The 15,037-nt window shown below is 35.3% G+C and carries 11 protein-coding genes and 1 tRNA gene; 4 read left to right on the forward strand and 8 right to left on the reverse strand.

Annotated elements, in window-relative coordinates; all coding sequences use genetic code 11:
* Positions 1 to 376 precede the first annotated feature (376 nt).
* Positions 377 to 2,545: a hypothetical protein gene (locus ACQKCJ_RS10780; RefSeq protein ID WP_427402009.1), complete on the forward strand. Its 2,169-nt coding sequence runs from the start codon at positions 377 to 379 to the stop codon at positions 2,543 to 2,545.
* A 327-nt stretch (positions 2,546 to 2,872) separates the two neighbouring features.
* Here ACQKCJ_RS10780 and ACQKCJ_RS10785 read toward each other — a convergent pair.
* Positions 2,873 to 2,947: transfer RNA gene (locus ACQKCJ_RS10785), tRNA-Pro, on the reverse strand.
* Positions 2,948 to 3,099: 152 nt separating this feature from the next.
* Between ACQKCJ_RS10785 and trxB the strand changes: the two genes are divergently transcribed.
* Positions 3,100 to 4,047 carry a thioredoxin-disulfide reductase gene (trxB, locus tag ACQKCJ_RS10790; protein WP_271338734.1) on the forward strand — a complete coding sequence of 316 codons (948 nt, stop codon included), beginning with the start codon at positions 3,100 to 3,102 and terminating at the stop codon, positions 4,045 to 4,047.
* A 150-nt stretch (positions 4,048 to 4,197) separates the two neighbouring features.
* Here the strand turns inward: trxB and ACQKCJ_RS10795 are convergent, their stop codons facing one another.
* The 5 genes from ACQKCJ_RS10795 to ACQKCJ_RS10815 all read right to left on the reverse strand — a co-directional run bounded on the left by ACQKCJ_RS10795 (position 4,198) and on the right by ACQKCJ_RS10815 (position 8,542).
* Positions 4,198 to 5,031, reverse strand: a complete 834-nt coding sequence (locus ACQKCJ_RS10795) for a GIN domain-containing protein (protein WP_427402010.1) — start codon at positions 5,029 to 5,031, stop codon at positions 4,198 to 4,200.
* A gap of 85 nt (positions 5,032 to 5,116) precedes the next feature.
* The gene (locus tag ACQKCJ_RS10800) at positions 5,117 to 5,851 is read right to left on the reverse strand and encodes a head GIN domain-containing protein (protein WP_271335278.1); all 735 of its coding nucleotides are present in this window, start codon (positions 5,849 to 5,851) and stop codon (positions 5,117 to 5,119) included.
* 3 nt (positions 5,852 to 5,854) lie between these two features.
* Positions 5,855 to 7,576 carry a PspC domain-containing protein gene (locus ACQKCJ_RS10805; RefSeq protein WP_427402011.1) on the reverse strand — a complete coding sequence of 574 codons (1,722 nt, stop codon included), beginning with the start codon at positions 7,574 to 7,576 and terminating at the stop codon, positions 5,855 to 5,857.
* A gap of 3 nt (positions 7,577 to 7,579) precedes the next feature.
* Positions 7,580 to 7,912, reverse strand: coding sequence for a PadR family transcriptional regulator (locus ACQKCJ_RS10810; RefSeq protein WP_213259014.1), 333 nt, complete (start codon positions 7,910 to 7,912; stop codon positions 7,580 to 7,582).
* Positions 7,913 to 8,062: 150 nt separating this feature from the next.
* Positions 8,063 to 8,542 carry a DUF4870 domain-containing protein gene (locus ACQKCJ_RS10815; RefSeq protein ID WP_271335276.1) on the reverse strand — a complete coding sequence of 160 codons (480 nt, stop codon included), beginning with the start codon at positions 8,540 to 8,542 and terminating at the stop codon, positions 8,063 to 8,065.
* Between the two features lie 231 nt (positions 8,543 to 8,773).
* On the opposite strand from ACQKCJ_RS10815, the gene ACQKCJ_RS10820 reads away from it, so the two are divergent.
* A complete protein-coding gene (locus ACQKCJ_RS10820) occupies positions 8,774 to 9,226 on the forward strand; it encodes a DUF4442 domain-containing protein (protein WP_271335275.1) in 453 nt (150 codons plus the stop codon).
* Between the two features lie 495 nt (positions 9,227 to 9,721).
* Here the strand turns inward: ACQKCJ_RS10820 and ACQKCJ_RS10825 are convergent, their stop codons facing one another.
* Both ACQKCJ_RS10825 and ACQKCJ_RS10830 read right to left on the reverse strand, forming a co-directional pair.
* A complete protein-coding gene (locus ACQKCJ_RS10825) occupies positions 9,722 to 11,974 on the reverse strand; it encodes a multicopper oxidase family protein (RefSeq protein WP_427402012.1) in 2,253 nt (750 codons plus the stop codon).
* Positions 11,975 to 11,982: 8 nt separating this feature from the next.
* The gene (locus tag ACQKCJ_RS10830; RefSeq protein ID WP_427402013.1) at positions 11,983 to 14,523 is read right to left on the reverse strand and encodes a heavy metal translocating P-type ATPase; all 2,541 of its coding nucleotides are present in this window, start codon (positions 14,521 to 14,523) and stop codon (positions 11,983 to 11,985) included.
* 344 nt (positions 14,524 to 14,867) lie between these two features.
* Here ACQKCJ_RS10830 and ACQKCJ_RS10835 point away from each other — a divergent pair, with 344 nt between their 5' ends.
* Positions 14,868 to 14,969: a hypothetical protein gene (locus ACQKCJ_RS10835; RefSeq protein WP_414655385.1), complete on the forward strand. Its 102-nt coding sequence runs from the start codon at positions 14,868 to 14,870 to the stop codon at positions 14,967 to 14,969.
* The last annotated feature ends 68 nt before the right edge of the window (positions 14,970 to 15,037 follow it).

Below are 15,037 nucleotides of genomic sequence, written 5' to 3' on the forward strand. Positions count from 1 at the left end.
GTATCGTAAATTAAGAACCGCCTTGGTACGGATCCGTATGCCGGGTGGTGTGGAAGGTCGCCTAGGGAATTAATCCCTAGGCTCCTATCCGATTAAGTGCAATGGTATTTCTTTGAATGTTAATTGATCTGAATGAAATGCTCTTTTCTTAAATCAATTTCTCTTCTTTAATAAAAGTCTCCGTCTGTAATTTTTACAATTACAAATCTCTTATCATTTCGTTTTTAACTTTTAGCATTGCTATTACAAGATAAATTGAGGCTTTGTATAGTTTTTGATGAGAAAATTGAGAATAAAAACGGACAGATAGGTCAAAGATTATTGCTATTTTGGGATTCTTAAAACGATACTATTATCAAACCCAAAAAGATTATTTATGATTAAAAAGTTAATCTCAATATTTACAGCATTTGCGTTTATGTTGATTCTATGCAGTTTTATAACATCAAATTTATCAGATGAAAAAAAACAAGACAATAAGATACAAGGCAAGATTGTTTACAACAAGAAGAAACATAACGTAGTATTATCATGGCCGGCATTTGGTACTTCAGGAAATTATGTAATTACAAAAGCAGGCAGTCGTTTGGCATCAGATTTTATTGCTCTTGGCTCGACTTCAAAATTGACATTTACAGACAATAAGCCAAACGCAGATAAATATGAGAACTATTATAAAGTTACCCGCAATGATATAGCCTTAATAATTTCGTTGGAGAATCAAATTTTTGGTGACAATATGTATTTCTACGATAGAAAATATGAAAAAGCAGAAACTGCCCGAAACGAAATTAATTCGCAGTTTGGTGCTATTGGTCTCGGCGGATCAAATGGTGAGTTTACTACAAAACGTCAGGCCTATTATTTTAAAGCTAATATTAAAGGTCAAACGTATGATTCCGGTGGATCGGGTTCCGCATCATCGGCGACTGCTAATTCAATAGAATTAGGATTCTATTCTCATATTGGAGGTTTAGGCAAAGTACCATCAGATGTAAAGTTGGGTTCTATATTTACAAGGCCTCACCTTTCGGGAGGAGCAAATGCTACATGTACATTTTGGCGTTCTGTTGAAAATGTGGCTGTAATGCGAGATTTTGCCTGGACAGTTTCTCAATCTACCAGTGCACGAAGAATGTCGATTGAAAGTGCTTCTAAATATATCTCGGATATTGGTGACACTAACTTCTGGGGCAGCGGTGGTTTTATTGCTGATACTCATTATACATCAACAAGACCAGACTGGGGCGGACAACAACAATGGTACACCAGGAATGCTGTTTTTCCTTCAGGCTCAGGAGCTATGGGCGGTTCATACAATATGGTTTGGCAAGGCTGCGTGAATCCTCCACAAGCAGATGATGCCAATTCTCCAATTCCTGTGACACCTATTATCAGAGAAAAACCTTTTCTTTTTATTGATAATGATGGCGAATACAAAGTGTTTGTTCCCGCATGGCAAAAGGATAGAGTGGGGGTTTCCTGGTCTGCAACAGATATGGGCAAAGGTAAAATTCAGGATTTGCTTATGGATTGGTATGTTGCCAAAGAAGGCGACACTGATGTAGAAATCAATAATGCGCTAAAAGCCGGTAAAAATATATTTTTTACACCAGGGCATTATGCGTTGAATGCTCCTATTCAGGTAAATAAAAAAGATGCAATACTTCTGGGTGCCGGAATAGCTTCGGTAACTTTAGAGCCTACTGAAAAGAATACTTGGGGATGTATTTTTGCTGACGACAAAGACGGAATTATCATTGCCGGACTTCTTATGGATTCATTCAACAGTACAACGTATCAAGTTAGAATTGGTGACGAAGGCGCAAATGCTGACCATTCTGCAGATCCTATCTTGCTTACAGATATTACTTGTAGAGTAGGAGGAGTTCAGTCAAAAAATATTCAGATACAAACTTCTATGCAAATAAACAGCAACAATGTAGTCGGGGATCATTTCTGGTTTTGGCGTGCCGATCATGGTTCACAAAAAGGCGGAGATGTTCGTTGGGCAAGAGACAGGTGTAAAAACGGACTTATTGTTGTTGGTGATGATGTTACACTTTATGCTTTATTTGCAGAACATTATCAAGAATATGAAGTGTTGTGGTTAGGAGAACGAGGCAGGACTTTTTTCTTTCAAAACGAACCGCCGTACGATGCTCCAAATCAGGCAAGCTGGAGTAGTCAGGATGGAAGGGTTGATGGTTATGCAGCATTCAAAGTAGCAAATACAGTCAAAGAACATCACAGTATAGGAATGGGGTCTTACGCAGTTTTTACAGGAAATGGTGAAATCGTAAACAAGAAAAATGGTTTTGAAATACCGAATAGTCCAAATGTAAAACTCGAAAAAATGTGTATCACCCGTTTTGCAGGTCCTGGTAATATTCAAAATGTTGTCAATGGTATTGGCGGCAGTACGGCAACTGGTGTAAAACGTGTAGCATTATTCAGTAATGGCGATGGGATCCAACCTTATGATGAAAAATTTGATTTGCCTAGTCGTGAATCATATCCTGCCTATATTGCTACTGAGAAGTAAATAATAAAGGTAGATTTTTGCTGGAAAATCTTAAAAAAAACTCTGAAGATCAAATGTCATCAGAGTTTTTTTATTTGATGCCAAGGTTTTCTCGATTTCAAGTGGATTATTATAACCATGCTTCTTGTTTGTAATATTCAAACATAGCCAACGGTTTCAACCGTTTGGGCGCAATATTTTTTACAAATATATTATTTATGATGCATTATCATAAAACGTTTCCCATAGTTGAAACCACGGTCTATATTTGAAACGGAATTGTTTTTGAATTGATTTTCAGTTTTATACAAAAAAAAAAGCCTTTTCAAGAAGATGAAAAGACTTTTGTCGGGGTGGCAGGATTCGAACCTGCGGCCTCCTGCTCCCAAAGCAGGCGCGATAACCGGGCTACGCTACACCCCGTAAGCGGATGCAAAGATAGTAATAAATTCGAATTACAAAAGAAAAATATTAAAATAAATAAAACTTATTTTGAGATAGTTATTTAGGATTTGATTTGATGGTAGTTTTTTATAATAAAGTTTACCTTTGCATCACTTAAAACTATACATATTATGTCAGATACAATCGAAAAAATTAAATGCCTAATTATTGGTTCTGGTCCAGCAGGTTATACTGCGGCTATTTATGCAGCCAGAGCAAATATGAATCCAGTTTTATATCAAGGAATGCAACCTGGCGGTCAATTGACTACGACAAATGAAGTGGAAAATTTCCCTGGTTATGTTGATGGTGTTACAGGACCTGAAATGATGATTCAATTGCAAGAGCAAGCAAAACGCTTTGGTTCAGATATTCGTGATGGCTGGGCTACTAAAGTTGATTTTTCAGGAGATATTAAAAAAGTTTGGATTAACGATTCTATCGAATTACACTGCGAAACTGTTATTATTTCGACAGGTGCATCTGCTAAATATTTAGGATTACCATCAGAACAACATTATTTGCAAATGGGTGGCGGAGTTTCTGCTTGTGCTGTTTGTGACGGATTTTTCTACCGTAACCAGGAAGTTGTAATTGTTGGAGCTGGAGATTCTGCTTGTGAAGAAGCACATTACTTATCTAAACTTTGTAAAAAAGTAACGATGTTAGTAAGAAGCGAAAAATTCAGGGCTTCTAAAATTATGGAAGAACGCGTTCGTAAAACTGAAAATATCGAAATTTTATTGAACCACGATACTATTGAAGTATTAGGTGACCAACAAGTAGTACACGCAATTAAAGCGTTGAACAAAACTACAGGTGAAGTTATTGAAATTCCTGCTACAGGATTTTTCGTAGCCATTGGACACAAACCAAATACAGATATTTTTGCAGATTATATTACTCTTGATGAAACAGGATATATTGTAAACGTTCCCGGAACATCTAAAACAAATGTTGATGGTGTTTTCGTAGCGGGAGATGCTGCTGATCATGTATATCGTCAGGCAATTACTGCTGCCGGAACAGGATGTATGGCTGCATTAGATGCTGAGAGATATTTAGCTTCAAAAGAGTAAGTTTTCATTCTCAGTTTTCAGTTATTTAAATGTGAACAGAACTATAAAATAAAAGTCCCAATCTTAAATCGATTGGGACTTTTTATTTTGTAAGCGATCTCACTGCAAACTGTGACTATAAACTGAGACTGAAAAATGTGACTAAAAAAACTACTTAATTTTCTTAATCAGTTTTGCTTCTTCAGAAAAACGAGTCAGGGTAATGGCCGGGCTTCCAAAAAGAGAAAGCTCTGCTTTGTCTCCAAGAGCGATCGAAATTGTAGTATCTGCCAAAACTGATCCAATTGCATAATTTTCAGCGGTAACATTAGCTTCTTTCAAAGTAAATTTTGTTCCTGTAAAGATTGAATTGTTGTCTAACCGAATCGTTGCTTTTTCGGCAATTCCTTCAATATTAGCAACAGCTTTCTGGTACAAATCGCATTTGAATTTTATTGCTGATACTAATGTTTTAATTGACGCATTTTTGCTTAGTTGTAAATTAGCGTCTTCTGATTTTAAATTCAATTCGGTTTTGGATTTGTCATCAGCAAATAATGTGAATTTTTTTGAATTTACATTCAGGAATAATTTCGAAAAATCAAAAGTATTAAAAGTGATATCCTCTAACTGAAGTTCTTGTATCGCATAAATCACAGCGTCATTTTTAGCAATTACTTGTTTTAGTGAGTTGGTATAAGTAACACGTACGATTAGTTTTTTATAAATTGTACTTTCTTTTGAAGTGTATAAGCGAAGGACTTTTTCTCTTAAATCCATTCCGATAATATCATGTAAATTATCGTCGGCTTCAATTTTGATTTCGTTTTTTTCTCCTTTTTCCAGGTAAACTTCCAAGTTGTCATCGGCTTCAATACCATCAAATTCCCCTACTTCTTTTACGGAAGTAGTTACGATTTTAGATCCTTTTATTTTTTCTCTTCTTTGAGCAAAAGTTAGCGTCGTAACCAATAATAATAGGAGTAAGGCTGTATTCTTTTTCATTAATTCTAGATTTGATTTTCACAAATATAAAAAAATCATCCACTTTCGATGAATGATTTTTTTATATTTAACAGATTAATAGGGTTTATCCCTGGCTGATACTTCCTCCAGAATTCGAAGTTTTCTCTATTGTTTTAGGTGTAATGTCGTAATTAATACTTGCTCCACTATTGGCTTCCGCTTTTAAACTTACAATTGGGTGCACATTTACGCTTGCACCACTTGAAGCCTCTGCATGAACTTCATTTGCAAATAATTTACTGGCGTTTATGCCGGAACCGCTAGATGCTGCAACTTTGAGCCTTAATGCTTTTCCTTTTAAGTCAATTGTACTTCCGCTTCCGGAATCAGCAGAAATATTATCAAATTCCAAATTAATATCTATTGACGCTGCACTTGAAGTTTCGATATCAATATCCTCGCCCTGAAGAAGCCCTTTGCTTACCAGATTAGAAGCGCTTGATGCTTCCAGCTTGTTGATTTTTGGCATTTTTACAGTTACAGTTTTCTTAGTAATATCCCTAAAAGAGCTGTATTTGCATTTTACAATTAGAGTTCCGTTTTCAACAGTAGTAATAATTTCTTTCTGTAAATTGTCATCAGCTTCAACGACGATTTCTGTTGAATCTGATTGTATAATTACTAAATCGATGGCATTACTTACGGATACTTTAGTAAAATCTCCGTTAACGATTCGTTTTTCAGTTGTAACATTTCCGCTTCCTTCAATTGAGTTCACATTAAAATTACAAGAGGCAAACAATAATGCAGTAATAGTTGCAATAAGAAATTTCGTAATATGAATGATTATTTTTATCATGGCTTAGTTAATTTTAATTATAACTCCGTTTTTGTCAGTGGTTAATCTGCCGTTAGTTTTTTTTCCGTTTAAAACTTCTTTTCCGTTAATTTTAATTGAAACTTCGTTTACGCTGTCATTTTCAATTACGTTTTCCTCATCTGAATCATTATAGTCATTTTCATTTGATGGGCAATTCAGACATTTAATTTTTGAACCTTCAACTTTATAATTGTAATTACCGCTAAAGTGCAAGTTGAAAAAATCATTTTCTGAGTCATCATAATCTTGTACAGAAGCATCTGGTTTGAATAACTGACCTTCAGGTAAGTATAAATATACATCAACTTCCTGACCTCTAAATTTGTTTTTTACATCAGTAAGGAAGTAATTATCCAAAACTAAATGATTTCCGTTGATCTGATATTTGTAGTTAATTTTCTCCGCCCTTTGTTTCGCAGATGACAATGAATTTCCTCTTGCCGTTTTTTCTATTTGTATATAAGGAGCGGCTTCATCAGTGCGCAAAACATGCAAGCGAACATCGTTTGAGTAGATTAATTGATTGTTTGCTGAATCTTGTACTAACTCAAATTCTCTATGATGATTAAGATCTTTTGCATAATAATCGTTGTATCTGAATTTTACAAATAATGTGTCTTTTGTACTAATATTGAGTATTTTTTTCTCTAGTGATCTATTGTCGTATGAGATTTCAGTCGCTTGTTTAATTCCAATACTAATAGTAATGGCAACTGCTATAATCCAGATGGCTAATAAAGTATACTTTGTTATATTGCCAATTGATTTTAAGTTTGGAGATAACAATTTGAAACCTAAAAGTGTCAAAAAGAAAAACGGAATCCCAACAGCAAAGAACATTAATAAACCAAATGACCATAGAGGATAATCTGTAAAGTTTCCTGCTTCAACGAAGTTTTGCCAAGGGAAATCAATAAAGATATTAGTTCCAAGAGTAAAAACTCCAATCAATAACATGATTAAAATACTTAGTCCTGACATGATTAAGATTACGCCTAAAAATTTAGCGAAGATTTTAAAAACAGTCATAATAAAGTCTCCAAATGAACTACTTATTCTCTCAGCTCCTGACTTTACCTGGTTTCCCATTGCATCATAATCTGCGTTTTTAAATTTATCAGATAAGGATTCAATTTCTTCACGTACCTTTTTTTCAATGTTCGAAATAGTAACCGGTTCACCAGTCATTTCTAATTTTTCTGATGTTGTAACCGCTTCCGGAGTTACGATCCAAAGAACGAAATAAGCTAAAATTCCAGTTCCAAAACCTGCAAAAACAAATACTAAGAATAAGATTTTTATCCAGACAGCATCAATTCCAAAGTAGTGACCTAATCCGGTTGCAACACCACCAATCATACCTTTTTCTTTGTCACGGTATAATTTTTTATGTTTTCTGTTACCATAATCATTAAAAGACTGATTTGTTTTTTCTTCGTCTTCAAGAATATAATCTTCGGGTTGCCCCATAACTGTAATCACTTCTTCAACGTCTTTCAGTCCTACAACATGTTTGTCGCTTTTTTGTTTCTCGATTAATAATTCAGAAACACGCATTTCGATATCCTTAATAATTTCATCCTGACCAGACGAGTTGTTTAGTGATCGTTTTATAGCGTCAAAATAGCGTGTCAATTTTAAATATGCATCTTCATCAATGTGAAAGACCATACCGCCTAAGTTAATATTTACTGTTTTGTTCATGACTTATTGATTTTGATTGGTGATTAGATTTACAGCATCAGACAATTCTGTCCAGGTACCGTTAAGTTCGTTTAAAAATGTTTGTCCTATTTCGGTTAATCCATAATATTTTCGTGGTGGTCCTGATGTCGATTCTTCCCATCTATAATTGAGCAAACCGTCGTTTTTCAGCCTGGTTAGAAGTGGGTAAACAGTTCCCTCAACAACTAGTAATTTTGCGTTTTTTAAAGTGTCTAATATTTCTGATGTGTATGCGTCTTTTTCTTTTAATACTGATAAGATGCAAAACTCAAGAACACCTTTGCGCATCTGTGCTTTTGTGTTTTCAATGTTCATAATTTCATTTTGTTTTTTTTAGATTGAACAATTCGTTTTTTGATTGATGATGATTGATTGATGATTGATTTCGAAACTATTCTTGTTGATTGCCTGAAAAGTTCCAACTATAACTTTTAATTTTTTATGTCACACTGAGCGTTTCTCTAATTACTTTATAAAAGGAATCGTAAGCGGATATTTATATAATTCTCCGTTTGAAGCTTTTACCGAAGCGTAAATCACTAAAAAGAATTCAACAAATTTTAATAATCCAAAAAGTAAAACTGCCGTTGCCCCAATACTTAATAATGTGATGTTTCCTTGAAAATTAAAATTTCTGATGATAAAATCTTCGTCGTTAAAAACGGCTTCCAAAGGAATGTTTTGTAAAAAAACAGTTAGAAAGATGGGTATTGCAATTAAGGCTAAAATTAAAGTATAAAGCAAAATACTTAATTGAAAATTCAATGCCTGTTTTCCGTGGTGATTTACAAATTCTGATTTGTCTTTGTAACTTGTCCAGAATAATACTGGAAAAATATAGTTCCCAAACGGAATGATATACTGGCTTAAAGTGCTTAAATGCGTAAACGCTGCAATGTTTTTTTCTGATGTTGTTTCCATGATGAGTGGTGTTGTTGTTGCCATGATTAAAAGTATATAGTATTTTCTTATGCAAATATATATCTAAAAGACAGTATCTTGTTTTGCATAGTACCTAAAATTAACATAATTTTAACAAAGTTAAAATTTGAAATCAACTTATAATGTTCTGAAAATCATTCGGAAGACTTGATTTTATTGAGGTATTTGGAAAGTAATTGTAAGTTATTGTGCATGCATAGTTTTTTTGTATTTTTACATAAAAAAATAAATATCATGGCAATATCAGTTTCTAAACTCAACAAATTTGTATTATTCAAATTACCATCTGCATACATTTGCGGTGTTCGTGTAAAGGCAATCGACGAAGATAGATGCGTGGTAAGTGTAAAACACAGATGGATTAATCAGAATCCTTTTAACTCGATGTATTTTGCTGTTCAGGCAATGGCAGCAGAGTTAACTACAGGAGCTTTGGTAATCTCCCAAATTCAGCAAAGCGGAAAAAAGATCTCGATGCTGGTAGCCAATAATAAAGGAAACTTTACTAAAAAAGCAACCGGAAGAATAACATTCGTTTGTAACGATGGACATTTAATAGCCGATGCTATTAAACAGACAATTGCAACGGGCGAGGGGCAAACGTTCTGGATGAAATCCATAGGAACAAATGAAGAAGGCATTCAGGTTTCTGAAATGGATTTTGAATGGAGTGTGAGGCTGAAATAGTTTCTTTTTCATCACTGATCAAAGGGATTAAAAAGATTTTTGAATGGATAACTTTTTCAAAGTTAGATGCATAGTTTTTTTGTCGTGAAAATTAGTAAAATTCGTCGCGAAAAAAAAACATAAAAAAGGCTTCGAAATTATTGAGGGCACTGAAAAAGTCCTTTAAAGTTAAAAAGGTAATTTTATAAATAAAATGGAGGCTCTGAGAATCGTCTGTACGAAAGTGTTCTTCGTCATCTATCCGAGGATATCAAAGAAAAAGAAGCTGTTTTCGTATTTGAAAACAGCCTCTTTTGATAAACGGTTACTTTTTCAGTGCCTTCAAATTATTCGAAGCCTTTTTGTTTAAATACGTGTTACGATTATTTTTTAGCGCAACATTTTTTGTCTTTGTCACTTGATTTTTAGAACAGGTTTTTTTCTAGCTTTCTCTTTTTTAGGAGCCGGTTTTGTTTCTTATGCTTGTAATCCAATTGTATATGGTTTACAAAACAATTAATAATTAAGATTCAATCCAAACCCAACCCCCATATCACTATCATAATGTGTTGTAATCCCAAAGTTTCTGGCAACCACATATTTTAGACCCGCCATATATTCTTTATCTGTATTCCACATTAAGTTCATTCGCAAACGTCTTGAAAGCGGAATGTCTTTTCTTTCAAATTTTATTCGCACGTTTCCATCTGTAAAAACTTCTACTTGTGCTTTTACGAGCATTGGCAAAGTATATTCGATACCAGCACTAAAAACCGAACGATTGTCTTTGGTATTGGTTTGTCCAAAAAGATTTTGTTCCTGTTCGTCTATTCCCATTTTTCTGTAACGCCAGTCAAAACCTATAAAAGGCATGAACCATTGCATTTTGCCTATGTATCGGCCAATATGTGTTTCAGTTTCATAACCGTGTTTGTCATTATAGCCTAATCTCCATTCCGTACCAATGCTCCAACGTGTGTTGCCTAACATTGCTTCTCCATCGTTTCCGTTTGACGCAAAATCATTTTCGGCCATAAAATGAAACATTCGATCGTCCATTTTTAGCATTTTGTACGCCATTTTCGGATCATGAATCAACGGATTGGGAGCTGAGTTTTCATAACTAAAAATACGTCCCATTCCCGCCATCATATGATATAAGATGTGACAATGAAAAAACCAGTCGCCATCAGCATTCGCCTGAAATTCGATAGTATCGGTTTCCATTGGCATAATATCAATTACATTTTTAAGCGGAGAATAATCACCGTGTTCATTCAGAATCCTAAAATCATGTCCGTGTAAATGCATTGGATGACGCATCATCGATCCGTTGTACAATACAATCCTGACGTTTTCACCTTTTTTGATTAAGATTTTATCCGTTTCAGAAATCACTTTATTGTCTAAACTCCAAACATATCTATTCATATTACCTGATAATTCGAAACGTAATTCCTTTACAGGTGCATCTTTTGGAAGCGTTGTCTGGGTCGGTGATTTTAACATTCCGTAATTCAGAGTTGTAATTTCGGCAGTTTCTGTAGTATCAGTTGGCATTTTCATATCCTCCATTTTCATGCCCTCCATATTGTGACCTGCGTGATTTTCCATGTTCATAGATTTGTCTTTGCCGGAAATTTCAGGATACATTACAGCATTCATGTCCATTTTGTTCAAAGACATCTTCATGCCCATATCATTCATTTCACCGTTCATCTTCATCATGCCGTTCATCATTTTCATTCCTTCAAAATACTTTAATTTTGGAAGATGCGAAACAGTCTGTTTTGTTCCTTCTCCCAGAAATAAAGAAGCTGATCCGGTTCTGTCTTCGGCTGTAGCCAAAAAAGCAAAGGCTTTATGATCTTCCGGAATCGTAACCACAACATCGTAGGTTTCAGAGACTGCAATAATTAATCGATCGACTTCTACAGGTTCAACATCATTACCGTCGCTGGATACAACTTTTATTTTTCCGCCGCCATAAGTCAGCCAGAAATAACTTGAAGCGCCACCATTTGCAATTCGCAATCGTACTTTGTCACCTGCTTTAAATTGTGAAAGCTGATCTTCATTTTTTCCGTTAATCAGGAATTTTTCATAATAAACATCACTCACATCCATGGCATTCATACGTTTCCATTCGTTCGTGATTTTTGTCGAGAACTGACCGTGCTTAATTGCTTCGGCATAACTTTGAGTAGTTCCTTTTTTTATGGCAAACCAATCGTTGGCATTGTGCAGCATTCGTTGGGCATTCTCCGGTTTCAAATCCGTCCATTCGCTTAAAATAACCGGAATAGTTGGCAAATCGTCAATCCCTTTTCTAAAAGTAGTATCGTCTTTCTTTTTATTGATGATAAAAAGTCCGTACAAACCTATTTGTTCCTGCAAACCCGAATGGCTGTGATACCAATACGTTCCGTTCTGGATAATCGGGAAAGAATATTTATGCGTTGTTCCTGCTTTTATTGGCATTTGGGTCAAATACGGAACTCCGTCTTCTTTATTTGGTAAAAATAACCCGTGCCAATGCAGCGCAGTATCTTCGTTTTTTAAATCATTGTGCACATAAATTTCGGCAATATCACCTTCGGTAAAAGTCAATGTTGGCATCGGAATTTGTCCGTTGACTGTAAGAGCGCGTTTTTCTTTTCCTGAAAAATTGACAATCGTATCGCGAACGTGCAAATCGTAACGAACTACTTTTTGAGCGTTTGCACTAAAAACAAGCAAAAAGGCAATTAGTATAGTATATAGTTTCATATTGATTTTTAAAGTTTTAGATTTCTCAATCGTAAAGCGTTTACAATTACTGAAACTGAGCTCAGACTCATGGCTAACGCCGCTAACATTGGTGAAAGCAAAATCCCGAATGCCGGGTATAAAATACCTGCTGCGATGGGAACGCCCAAGACATTATATATAAAAGCAAAGAACAAGTTCTGTTTGATATTTTTCATCACATTATAACTTAGTTTTTTAGCTTTTACAATTCCGTTCAAGTCTCCTTTTACAAGAGTAATTTTGGCGCTTTCTATGGCGACATCAGTTCCGGTTCCCATTGCGATTCCAATATTGGCTTGCGCCAAAGCAGGAGCGTCGTTGATTCCGTCACCAGCCATGGCAACAATTTTGCCTTCGGCTTGCAAACGCTGAATTTCTTTTAGTTTATCTTCAGGAAGACAATCAGCTTTAAACGAGCTTAGATGTAAATGATCCGCAACAGCTTTGGCAGTGTTGCCATTATCGCCCGTCATCATAATGACCTCAACGCCCTGATCGATTAACTCTTTGATGGCTTTTTTACTGTTTTCTTTGATCGCATCTGTGATGGTTACATAACCCAAAACAATTTTATCTACTGCGATATAAGAAACAGTTTTACCTAGATTTTGTTCGGCAGCAATCTTGTTTTCGATAGCATCAGAGATAGAAGCGCCAACCTGGATCATTAATTTTTTATTTCCCAGCGCTACTTTTGAGTTATTGACAGTTCCTGTAACTCCTTTTCCGGCGATGGCTTCAAAGTCCGGAACTTCAAGTATCGTTTGATTTTTAGCTTTGGCAAAATTAACTACGGCTTGTGCCAAAGGATGTTCGCTATGTTGATTAAGTGAGGCGATATTTTGCAGTAAATTGTCTTCATTATTATTTACGGCATAGATTTTTTCTACAGATGGTTTTCCTTCAGTAATAGTTCCGGTTTTATCTGTGATCAGAACATCAATTTTGCTCATGTTTTCTAGTGCTTCGGCATTTTTTATCAGGATTCCGACTTGCGCACCTTTTCCCACACCAACCATTACAGACATTGGTGTCGCTAATCCTAAAGCACAGGGACAAGCGATAATTAATACCGCAATGGCATTGATCAGTCCGTAAATGTAAGCGGGTTCAGGACCAAATTTTGCCCAGACAAAAAAGGTTATTATGGAAATAATGACAACGGTTGGTACAAAATATTTGGCCACGCGATCTGCTAATTTCTGGATTGGAGCACGTGAGCGGCTTGCGTCATTTACCATTTGTATGATTTGCGAAAGCAAAGTTTCTGAACCCACTTTCTCGGCAATCATGACAAACGATTTTGTTCCGTTTATGGTTCCGGCAATTACGGTATCGTCAACTTTTTTATCAACCGGAATTGGCTCTCCCGTAATCATAGCTTCATCGATACTGCTTTCCCCTGTAGTAATTTTTCCATCAACCGGAATTTTTTCTCCCGGTTTTACACGCAGTAAATCTCCTTTTTTAATATTATGGATTGAGATTACTTTGTCATTTCCATTTTCGACCAAAGTTGCTTCGGTTGGAGCTAATTTCAATAATGCTTTTATGGCGCCATTGGTTTGTCCGTGAGCTTTAGCTTCTAATAATTGTCCTAATAAAACCAAAGTTATAATAACAGTTGCAGCTTCAAAATAAAGATGAATGGTACCGTGATGCGATTTAAATTCAGAAGGGAAAATATCAGGAAAAAACATTCCCGCAATACTAAATAGAAAGGCAACACCAGTTCCAATCCCAATTAGGGTAAACATATTTAGGTTCCATGTGATGATTGATTTGTAGGCACGAACAAAAAACATCCAGCCTGCGTAAAAAAGTACCGGAAGGGTAAATAAGAACTGAACCCAATTCCAGTTTTCAATTTGCATTATTTTAAAAAGAGGATTATTAGGAATCATTTCTGACATCGAAATAATAAAGATAGGAAGCGTAAATAGAACAGCAATCTTCATCTTCTTTAATAAGTCGGTGTAGGTTTTGTTCTCTTGGTTTTCAGAGGCTTGCATGGGTACCAGATCCATACCGCAAATTGGGCAATCTCCCGGTTCGTTCGAAACAATTTCCGGATGCATCGGGCAAGTAAATTGCGCAACATTAATGGCAACTTGCTGCACTAAATCCATACCGCAAACCGGACAATCTCCGGGTTTGTTATATGTTTTATCTCCTTCGCAATGCATTGGACAATAATAAACGCCAGTTGCATTATGATTATGTGATGCAATTGATTCTTTTTTATCATGATGACCAGTATGACTTTCTTTGTTGTCACCTGAACAACAAGATTTAGCTGCAGGTTCTGAAGTTTTTTTAGAATTAGTCATCTCAATAGTATATTTTCCGGCTTCGGACAGGACTTTCTGAAATTTTTCAGTCGGAACATGTTTTTCCATTGTTATAGTGGCCAACGGAGGATCTAATGTTACTTCGGCCTGAATTTCTTCTATCGAATTCAAAGTTTTTTCGACTTTCTTACGACATCCATCGCACGACATTCCTGAAATTACATATTGATGAGTCATTGTTTCTATTTTTTTAAGTATTACAATGCAAAGTTCCGAAGTAACTATTAGTTCGGGTTGTATAATTTTGAGAATGATTTGTAAGATTTAGAAATTCTCAGGATTCAAAGTGGTTGATTTTGTGGGGTATACAAAAATAGTGATATTTTTACTTACAGAATTGTATCGTAATAAAATAGCATGATTTTTGTGTCTTAGTAATAATAAAAAATAAAGATTATGACAACGATAACTATAAACGAGCGAACCAAAGCGGGTAAAACATTGCTTGAACTTGCAAAGTTGTTGGCGGCTACAAATAAAGGTGTGAAATAGAAGAAAAAAGTCCATATAATCCTGAATTTGTGGAAAAAACAAAAAAGATAGAAGCAGATTATAATAGTGGAAAATCTAAAAGTATAACACTTGATCCAAATGATATATGGGGAAGTTTAGGGTTGAAATAACTGCAGAAACTCAAATGCATATTTCTAAACATTTGAATCAGGTAATCATTCCAGCATAAATAAGATTA

This window comes from Flavobacterium sp. NPDC079362, assembly GCF_050267765.1.
Taxonomy (GTDB): Bacteria; Bacteroidota; Bacteroidia; order Flavobacteriales; family Flavobacteriaceae; genus Flavobacterium; species Flavobacterium azizsancarii.

Coding starts and splice junctions, on each gene's coding strand:
- ACQKCJ_RS10780 (WP_427402009.1), top strand. CDS start 377: ATGATTAAAAAGTTAATCTCAATATTTACAGCATTTGCGTTTATGTTG.
- trxB (WP_271338734.1), top strand. CDS start 3,100: ATGTCAGATACAATCGAAAAAATTAAATGCCTAATTATTGGTTCTGGT.
- ACQKCJ_RS10795 (WP_427402010.1), bottom strand. CDS start 5,031: ATGAAAAAGAATACAGCCTTACTCCTATTATTATTGGTTACGACGCTA.
- ACQKCJ_RS10800 (WP_271335278.1), bottom strand. CDS start 5,851: ATGATAAAAATAATCATTCATATTACGAAATTTCTTATTGCAACTATT.
- ACQKCJ_RS10805 (WP_427402011.1), bottom strand. CDS start 7,576: ATGAACAAAACAGTAAATATTAACTTAGGCGGTATGGTCTTTCACATT.
- ACQKCJ_RS10810 (WP_213259014.1), bottom strand. CDS start 7,912: ATGAACATTGAAAACACAAAAGCACAGATGCGCAAAGGTGTTCTTGAG.
- ACQKCJ_RS10815 (WP_271335276.1), bottom strand. CDS start 8,542: ATGGCAACAACAACACCACTCATCATGGAAACAACATCAGAAAAAAAC.
- ACQKCJ_RS10820 (WP_271335275.1), top strand. CDS start 8,774: ATGGCAATATCAGTTTCTAAACTCAACAAATTTGTATTATTCAAATTA.
- ACQKCJ_RS10825 (WP_427402012.1), bottom strand. CDS start 11,974: ATGAAACTATATACTATACTAATTGCCTTTTTGCTTGTTTTTAGTGCA.
- ACQKCJ_RS10830 (WP_427402013.1), bottom strand. CDS start 14,523: ATGACTCATCAATATGTAATTTCAGGAATGTCGTGCGATGGATGTCGT.